General features: G+C 69.4%; 6 protein-coding genes. 2 read left to right on the top strand and 4 right to left on the bottom strand.

Features of this window, described 5'->3' with window-relative positions:
* Both ACWGI6_RS38005 and ACWGI6_RS38000 read right to left on the bottom strand, forming a co-directional pair.
* The coding region (locus tag ACWGI6_RS38005) for a type I polyketide synthase (RefSeq protein ID WP_453271744.1) at window positions 1–1,780 on the bottom strand (1,780 nt) is incomplete at its 3' end.
* A 44-nt stretch (window positions 1,781–1,824) separates the two neighbouring features.
* Window positions 1,825–3,045 carry a DUF993 family protein gene (locus ACWGI6_RS38000; RefSeq protein ID WP_453271745.1) on the bottom strand — a complete coding sequence of 407 codons (1,221 nt, stop codon included), beginning with the start codon at window positions 3,043–3,045 and terminating at the stop codon, window positions 1,825–1,827.
* A 608-nt stretch (window positions 3,046–3,653) separates the two neighbouring features.
* Between ACWGI6_RS38000 and ACWGI6_RS37995 the strand changes: the two genes are divergently transcribed.
* Together ACWGI6_RS37995 and ACWGI6_RS37990 are read left to right on the top strand one after the other, a co-directional pair.
* The gene (locus ACWGI6_RS37995; protein WP_453271743.1) at window positions 3,654–4,238 is read left to right on the top strand and encodes a TetR/AcrR family transcriptional regulator; all 585 of its coding nucleotides are present in this window, start codon (window positions 3,654–3,656) and stop codon (window positions 4,236–4,238) included.
* 262 nt (window positions 4,239–4,500) lie between these two features.
* Window positions 4,501–7,248 carry an AAA family ATPase gene (locus ACWGI6_RS37990; protein WP_453271742.1) on the top strand — a complete coding sequence of 916 codons (2,748 nt, stop codon included), beginning with the start codon at window positions 4,501–4,503 and terminating at the stop codon, window positions 7,246–7,248.
* A gap of 291 nt (window positions 7,249–7,539) precedes the next feature.
* Here the strand turns inward: ACWGI6_RS37990 and ACWGI6_RS37985 are convergent, their stop codons facing one another.
* Together ACWGI6_RS37985 and ACWGI6_RS37980 are read right to left on the bottom strand one after the other, a co-directional pair.
* Complete coding sequence (locus ACWGI6_RS37985; protein ID WP_453271741.1) at window positions 7,540–7,731, bottom strand: hypothetical protein; 192 nt, start codon at window positions 7,729–7,731, stop codon at window positions 7,540–7,542.
* An 11-nt stretch (window positions 7,732–7,742) separates the two neighbouring features.
* Window positions 7,743–8,617, bottom strand: an 875-nt coding sequence (locus ACWGI6_RS37980; protein WP_453271740.1) for a beta-ketoacyl reductase, incomplete at its 5' end; no start/stop codon positions are given.

Raw genomic sequence — 8,617 nt, 5'->3', positions numbered from 1 at the left:
ATTGGGTCATGGACTCGGCAAAGGCCGGGGCGGAGTCCAGCAGCTCTACTGCCATGCCGGCCCACTGCGAACCCTGACCAGGGAAAACGAACACCGACTGGGTGTCTCCCAGGACACCGCCGTGGATTACGTGGGGTGCCGCGTCGCCGGAGGCGAGGGCCTGCAGTCCACCGAGCAGTTCCGGTACGTCGGCGCCGAGCACGACGCCCCGGTGGTGGAGAGCGGCCCGTCCCTCCGAGAGGGCGTGCCCGGTGTCGCGGGGGTCGAGTCCGAGCCGGCCTGCGAGGGCGGCTCGGATCCGCTCAGCCTGGAGGCGCAGACCGTCGGCGCCGCGTGCGGAGAGAACCCAGGGCACGATCTCGGCGGCAGGCAGCTGCCGGCTTTCAGGGGCGGGCAGCTCGGCGGGGGCCTGTTCGATGACCACGTGCGCGTTGGTTCCGCTGACGCCGAACGAGGACACACCGCCGCGGCGGGGCCGTCCGGTATCCGGCCACGGGCGGTCCTCGGTCAGCAGCCGCACCTTGCCTGCGGACCAGTCGACGTGCGAGGACGGCTCGGTGACATGCAGGGTCCGGGGCATGAGGCCGTTGCGCACCGCCATGACGGTCTTGATGACGCCGCCGACGCCCGCCGCGGCCTGGGTGTGGCCGATGTTCGACTTGAGGGACCCCAGCCACAGCGGGTGTTCAGCCGTTCTGCCCGATCCGAAGGTATTGATCAGGGCCTGTGCCTCGATGGGATCGCCGAGGGTGGTGCCCGTACCGTGTGCCTCGATGAGGTCGATGTCGCCGGTGGTCAGCCCGGAATTGGCGAGTGCGTGGCGGATCACCCGCTGCTGAGAAGGGCCGTTGGGTGCGGTGAGTCCGTTGCTGGCGCCGTCGGAGTTGACGGCGCTGCCGCGGACGACTGCCAGCACGGGGTGGCCGTTTCGGCGGGCGTCGGAAAGCCGCTCCAGCAGCAGGAGGCCGGCTCCCTCGCCCCAGCCGGTTCCGTCTGCGCTGTCGGAGAACGCCTTGCAGCGACCATCGGAGGAGAGCGCGCCCTGGCGGCTGAAAGCGACGAAGGCCCCCGGGCTGGAGATCACGGTGGCGCCGCCGGCGAGAGCGAGGGAGCACTCCTTCTGGCGCAGCGCCTGTGCCGCGAGGTGGAGGGTGACCAGCGAGGAGGAGCACGCGGTGTCGACGGTCACCGACGGCCCCTCCAGCCCGAAGGTGTAGGAGATCCGGCCGGAGAGGACGGCGGCGGCCGTCGCCGTCGCGCCGTAGTCGGCAACGGCCTCTGGGTTCTGGGCGTGCACGTAGTCGTAGTCCTGCGAGCCGGTGCCCGCGAAGACGCCGACGCGCTTGCCGCGCAGGGACTGCGGGTTGATGCCCGCCCGTTCGCATGCCTCCCAGGACAGCTCGAGCAGCAGACGCTGCTGCGGGTCCATCGCCACTGCCTCCCGGGGCGAGATCCCGAAGAACGCAGGGTCGAACTCGGCGACGTCCTCGATGAATCCGCCTGCGTGCACGGTGCTGGACGCGAGCGGGTCGTCGGAGCGCAGCGCCTCCAGGTCCCAGCCCCGGTCGCTGGGGAGTTCCCCGATGGCGTCGCGGCCCTCAACCATCAGCTGCCACAGGTCCTCGGGGGAGCGTACGCCTCCGGGGTAGCGGCAGCTCATCCCGATGATTGCGATGGGCTCCCGATCCGCTGTTTCCGCCTCCTGCAGCCGCTTGCGGGTCTGGTGCAGGTCGGCGGTGACCGCCTTGAGGTATTCGAGCAGCTTCTGGTCATTCGGCATCGGGAATCAACCAATCTCGCGGTGTGCGACGGACTTTCGGGGCCTCAGTCCAGGCCGACGGTGCCGAGCACGAGCCGCATGCGGTGCTCGGCAAGTGCGGGGTCGGGGAAGAGACCGAGCCCGTCGGCGAGCCGGTACGCCTTCGCCAGGTGGGGCACTGAGCGTGCGGACTGTTCGCCCCAGACCATCCGGAAGTGGTCCTGGTGGCCGGAGAGCCAGGCGAGGAAGACGAAGCCCGTCTTGAAGAACCGCATCGTCAGCGCGTTGCCCTCGTACAGGTGCTGGACGAGATCCAGGGTGGACTCCAGCTCGCTGCGGAACCCGGCCCGGTCGCCGGACTCAAGGGCGCGGAAGCCCTCGGCGACGACGGGCGCAAGCGGGTCGAAGGCCGAGGCGAGGGCGTCGCTGTGACCGTGGTCGTCGCCGCCGATCAGTTCCGGGAAGTCGGTGAAGTCGCCGTTGTAGATGTGCACCCCGGCGGGCAACCGGCGGCGCAGCTCGATCTCGCGTTCCCGGGAGAGCGGCCAGACCTTGACACCGTCGACCTTGTCGAGGTTGTCGGCGACCACGGTGAGGAAGGTATCGAGGGCCTTCTCCCAGTCGGTGTGGCCCCAGTAGCCGGTGAGCCGGGGGTCGGCGACGGGCAGTACCCAGTGCAGGATCACCTTCTCCCGAGCCTGGCCCAGCAGTTTGGCGTAGATCGCGGCGTAGTCATCGGGGCCACCGGCCACGGCGGGCAGAGCGGGGCTGGCCATGATGATGAGCTGGGCGCCGGCGTCCTCGACGGCGGCCATCTGCTCTTCGTAGGCGGCGACGATCTCGCCCGCGGTGTGCGGGCGCATGGGGTCGAGCTGGTCGGTCCACACACCGCTCGCGATCCGGCCGCCGACGGCCTTGGCCTCGGCCGCCGAGCGGCGGATAAGCTCGGCGGAGATGGCCCAGTCCAGGCCCATGGCGCGGTTCTGGGTGTCCAGCGCCTCGGCCAGGGCGAAGCCGTGCGACCATAGGTGCCGGCGGAAGGCGAGGGTGGCCTCCCAGTCGAGGGCCGGCGGGCTGAAGGGCTCGAAGGGCATCAGCAGGGGTGAGTTGGCCGCGAGCGGGTCGGCGACCACGTGCGCGGTGGAGAAGACCACGCGCCGGGTGAAGGGCGTGCTGTCCGGGGTGAATACGCGGGGCGTGGTGCGTGGTCGGTAGTCCGTCAGGACGCCGTCGGCCTTGGGAAGTCTGATCACGGGGTCTCTCCAGGGGATCGCGGGGTACCGCATCATTTAAATGAGGACGGCGCGACGATCTCCACAACGGCGGCCCCCTGAAGCGGTGTCGGCACCCCCTAAACCGAGGTCGGGGAACGCCCCTGAGCAGTCCTGCGCAAGTCGCGTGTGGGTGGGAATACCGGATGGTGGGAGGGGGCGGCCCGGTCAAAGGTGGTGCTCCGTCCGCCTGCTGCAGACAGGTCAGGAAGCGAGCGGTGTCCACGACTACGCCAAGACCTGCCGGAGCCGCAGCAGAGCGGCCTCTTCCCCACCGCGCAGTCCACGTGCGTCCACTCGCTGCGCCTCGCCGCCGTCGTCGCAGCGAGCGTGCTGGTGGTGATGCCGGCCTTCGTCGTGATCGTTCTGCGGCACATCACACCCCGCAGGCCCCGACCGAGGAGCCTGTGCCGGCCCCGGAAACGGCACGTGTGCCCGTCTGACCCTCCGTGAACCCCAGCTGCAACATGGAGGTGAGCGTTCCGGGCACCGCAATCGCCCGGAACACTTGCCACCACCCCTATCCACCCCCTATTTGCACTGCGGGAGGGCCCGCTTAGCTGCGAACCCCGTTACGGTTCAGCCTATTTCCATTCTCTTCTTTGTGTGGCGAAGGGACATCCATGGGAAATCGTGAAGACCTGCTGGCTGGAGCGCGTCGCTGCCTCATCGAAAAGGGCTACGCCCGCACGACAGCGCGCGACATCGTCGGTGTATCCAACGCGAATCTCGCCTCCATCGGCTACCATTTCGGCTCCAAGGAAGCCCTGCTGAACGAGGCCCTGATGGAGGCGAATGCCGAGTGGGGCAAGGCGCTGGACATCGCCCTGGCCCCGGACGCCGACGCCGAGTCACTGGAGCGCTTCGAGTCAGTGTGGAACCGGGTGGTGGAACTGTTCGCCACGCACCGGCAGATGTGGGCCGCAAATTTTGAGACGTTTGCCCAGATTCAGCACGCACCCGAGCTGCGGCAGGCGCTGGCCGAGGGCCTGAAGCAAGCCCGCGGTCTGGCCGAATCGTTCCTCACCGTGGACGAGCGCATCGGCGACGAAGCGCTGCGCGCGGTCGGCTCCTTCTACCAGGCGCTACTCACCGGCGTGATGGCTCAGTGGCTTATCGATCCGGATTCCGCCCCGACGGGCCGGGATCTCACCCTGGCCCTCCATACCATCGCGACCGGACTCGTCGAGGACGCCATGCACGACTGAATGCACAGTTGACTGTTCATCAAAGTTCTCTGGGTTCGACACCCCGCATTCGTGCAACATGAGTGCGGGGTTTCCGTGCTTGCCTATATGTCCATTCCTCGCGCCCGGCATTCGATTGGAATGCGTCAGGGGAATTCCCCACCGCCGTGCACCAGGCGCAGCATGTGATCTGATCGAAATGACTTCGATCATCGGGATCCTTGCATTAGTCTCGTTCATACGTACGCTTAAGGTGGAAGATCAACTGGGGGGTAGAGCTGTCATGCAGCTAGTCGAACGAGCGGGGGCGCTCGCGGGGTTGCAGGGGTTTTTAGCTGAAAGTGCCGACAAAAGAGGGCAAGTTGTCCTCGTAACGGGGGGTATCGCCACTGGTAAAACTCGCCTCCTGAATGGCTTTGCCGAACAAGCCTCTGAGGCCGGGACGTTGGTGCTGACGGCCACGGCGTTGCGAGCGGAACAGAACCTTCGGCTCGGGGTGATCGACCAACTACTGCGTGGCGCAGTACTGCCGTCGGACGCCGCCGCCTCGCTGCACCCCATGGCCTCGTGGCTGGACGAGACGGACGCAGGCGACTCGGCATCCCCGCCGCACGACGCCCGGCGCAGAATCGTCACCGCACTCCTGGACCTCGCCCAGCAGCACCGACTTGTTCTGCTGGTTGACGACGTGCAGTTCGCCGACGAGGAGTCGCTTCAGGTCCTGCTGCACCTCCAGCTCCGTATCCGCTCGGCCGGTGTCATGCTCGTCTACACCGAGTGCGCGCAACACTGGCCGCGCCAGTCCTGGTTCCGGGGCGAACTCGTCAGCCGGCCCCACCACCGTCTCCAGCTGTGCTTGCTGTCAGAAGCGGGCGTGGCCCGGCTCGCAGCCGAGCAGCTTGGGGCCACGGAGGCCGCGGCAGCCGCACCGGAGCTGTACGCGCTCACCGGCGGGAACCCCTTGCTGCTCGGGGCCGAGTTGGAGGACCGCCGGGCGGAGGCGCTGACGCAGCCGGGGGAACAGCCGCTGCCCTGCGGCGCGTTTCGCCAGGCGTTCCTTGCCTGCCTCCGGCGCTGCGACCCGGCGGTGTCGGACATCGCCCACGCCCTTGCGGTGCTGGGCGACGCGGCCACACCTGCCCTGGCCACGGAGCTGACCGGGCTCGGCCCGCAGGCGGCGGCCGATTGCCTGCACGTCCTGCACACCGCAGGACTGATCGCCGAAGGCCGGTTCCGGCACCCCGAGGCGGCACGCACCATCATCGAAAGCCTGTGCGCCGAGGACCGTTCAGCCCTGCACGTCCGTGCCGCGCAGCTTCTGTACACCAGGGGCGCGGCGGCACTCGACGTCGCCCGACACCTCGTTGTTGCCCAAGATACCAGTCTGGACTGGGCCGTGGGCACGCTGCGCGCGGCCGCGGAGGAGGCGGTCATTGCGGACGAGCCGGAACTCGGCGTCCGCTGCCTCTCTCTGGTCCTCGACACCTGCCCGAACGAAGAGGTCCGCGTTGCCGTGCTCACCATGCTCGCGCGGCTTGAGTGGCGCACCAACCCGGCTGTGGCCGCCCTCCATCTGGCGGCCCTGGACACCGCCCTGCATAACGGCACTCTGCCGGCCGCGGAAGCCGCCGGTGTCGCAAGGCAGCTGCTGTGGCAGGGCAGCCCCGGTGCGAGTGTGGCATCGGCCCGGGCCGCAGATGACGCCGACGGACCGGGCTGGGCCCGAGTCCGGCTCACCCATACTTTGGTCTTCGGTTCCGCCCGGCACCTGTCGGCCGCATACGGCGAACCGTCGGCAGGTGAGCTCACCGCGGTGTGCGGCGACCCCTGGACCCGCGCGGGCGCCACGCTGATCGCCTCGATGGGCACCACGGAGAGCGAGAAGCAGCGGGTCGCCGAGAGCGCCGAACACCTGCTGCATAGCTGGCGGCTGAAAGACGACACCCTGGAGGTGGGCATCGCGGCGGTCATGGCCCTCGTGCACACCGAGAAGCTGGACCGCGCGGCCGTGTGGTGCGAGACGCTGCGCCGAGAGGCGGAACGGCGCCGCGCCCGCACCTGGCAGGCCCTATTCGGCAGCGTCCGTGCGGAGATCTCCCGGCGCCAGGGGGATGTGCTCATAGCTGCACAGTGCGCCTCGGAGGCGCTCGACCTGTTGCACACTCAGGGCTGGGGGGTAGCTGTCGGACTTCCGCTCTCCACGCTGCTGCTCGCTCGGACCGCCATGGGCATGACGGAGCCTACCGATCAGATCCGCATGCTGTGCGTCCCGGAGGCCATGTTCCACTCCGTCTTCGGACTGCGGTATCTGCACGCCCGCGGCCATCAGCACCTGGCGGCCGGCCGGATCCTCGCGGCGGCCAGCGACTTCCAGCGCAGCGGCGACCTGATGCGGAAGTGGAAGGTCGACCTGCCCGCCCTGGTGCCGTGGCGCAGCGATCTGGCCCTGGCCCACGTGCACATGGGCCAGAACGAGACGGCCCGCAAGCTGCTCGCCGAGCAGTTGACACGTCCGGGTGCCGACCGCGCCCACGTCCGGGGAACCACGTTGCGAGTCCTTGCCGCCGCCGGCGAGCCGCAGAAACGCCCGGGGCTGCTCCGACAGGCGGTCGACACGCTGCACCTGGCCGGCGACCGCTTCGCGATGACGACGGCGCTTGCCGAACTCAGCCAGGCATGGCATGGGCTGGGCGAGTACCGCCGGGCCCGCACGGCATCCCGTCAGGCGGTAGAGGAGGCCAAAGCGTGCAACGCCGAGCAGTTCCTTCCGCGCCGCTCCGGCGGCTCATCCGACGGAGCCCAGCACGACCCGGCGCAGGCCGAAGCCGACCAGGCCCTCAGTGACGCCGAGCGGCGGGTCGCCAACCTGGCCGCCATGGGCCTGACCAACCGCGAGATCTCCCGCCGCCTTTACATCACCGTGAGCACGGTCGAGCAGCATCTGACCCGCGTCTACAAGAAGCTGGCCATACGTGGCCGCGTGAATCTGCCGACCGGCCTGACACGACACGAGTTCCAACCGACGTCCTGATCGCTCCGTTCCGTCCGCACCGCGGCCGGCTCCTCGCACGCCATAGGAGGTGGGCCTGGGAACCCAAGGGTTTCCCGGGCCCACCTCGTCGGTTTGCGGCGACCAGTGAGAACGAGCGCGCGGCGTCCGTCGAGAGGGCCGGCCCTCCCTGTGTGCGCGTGCTCGTCGCGATGATCTCGTCGGGTTTGCAGGGCTCCGGGGCGTAGAGACCCTCGGTGCCCCAGCCGCGCGGTCGCCGCGACGGTGCTCTGCTGGTCAGCAGGGACGGGACGTCGCCGTCCCGTCCCTGCTTCAGGAAGCGTCAGCAGTCGTCCAGCGTCGCCGCCCCGCCGGGTTACCGGCAGGGGCCATCCTCATGATGGCCACCGATTCCCGCGCGGCCTCAGTGGCCTCGGACAGCTCGCGGTTCTGCTTGCGCAGCCGCTCGCTCTCCGTCATCGACGTGCGCCGGGCAACGACGGTCCGCTCAACCGACATAACCATGTGAACCCCGTTCAGTCCCGCTCGAACGCGGCCAGCGCGGCCCGCACCAGGTCATCGACGGCCATGCTCCCGATCGACTCGGAGGGATCCGCGACCGGCTCCGTCTCCTGCTCCGACGTGGCATTCCCACCAGCCAGTTCGAGTAGTGCGTCCAGCAACCCGGCCTCGCGGAGCCGGGCCGGCGGGATCGAGGCGAGCGCACTGCGCACCGCGTCGTCGTCCGTTGCGACCGGCAGAGCCAGTTCCTCCAAGAGGTAGTCCGCAAGCGCCTTCGGGTTCGGGTAGTCGAACATCAGCGTCGCAGGCAGCCTGAGCTCCGTGACGGTGCTCAGCCGGTTACGCAGCTCGATCGCGGCCAGCGAGTCGAGCCCCAGCTCCGTGAAGCCCATGCCGATGTCGACGGCACCGGGCTCGTCGTGCCGCACCGCGGCGACCTCGGTACGCACCAGGTCGAGCACCGTCTGGCGGCGCGCCTGCTCGCTGAGCACCGACAGCCTGCGGATGAGCGACTCCGCGGCCGGCGCCGCCTCCGGGCCGTCGGCCACGCGCACCGGGCGTCGGCCGCGGACCAGGTCGCGCAACAGGACGGGGACGTCGCTCTGCGCCGCGGCCATCGTGGCCGCGTCCAGCCGCAGCGGCACCAGCACCGGCTCGCCCACCGGGCGGCCGAGGGCCGCGTCCAGCAGCGCCAGACCGTCCGCCGGTTCAAGGGCGGGCGTGCCCAGTCGCCGCTGCCGCGCGAACACCGCGTCGTCGAGCTGTGTGCCCATGCCGGTGCCGGCCCACAGGTGCCAGTCGAGTGAGGTGGCGGGTAGTCCGGTGGTTCGGCGGTGTACGGCCAGGGCGTCGAGGAAGACGTTTGCGGTGGCGTAGTTGGCTTGGCCGG

The sequence above is a fragment of the Streptomyces sp. NPDC054786 genome (assembly GCF_053611685.1).
This window is presented reverse-complemented; position numbering and strand designations above follow the sequence as displayed.

Coding starts and splice junctions, on each gene's coding strand:
- ACWGI6_RS38000 (WP_453271745.1), bottom strand. CDS start 3,045: ATGCGGTACCCCGCGATCCCCTGGAGAGACCCCGTGATCAGACTTCCC.
- ACWGI6_RS37995 (WP_453271743.1), top strand. CDS start 3,654: ATGGGAAATCGTGAAGACCTGCTGGCTGGAGCGCGTCGCTGCCTCATC.
- ACWGI6_RS37990 (WP_453271742.1), top strand. CDS start 4,501: ATGCAGCTAGTCGAACGAGCGGGGGCGCTCGCGGGGTTGCAGGGGTTT.
- ACWGI6_RS37985 (WP_453271741.1), bottom strand. CDS start 7,731: ATGGTTATGTCGGTTGAGCGGACCGTCGTTGCCCGGCGCACGTCGATG.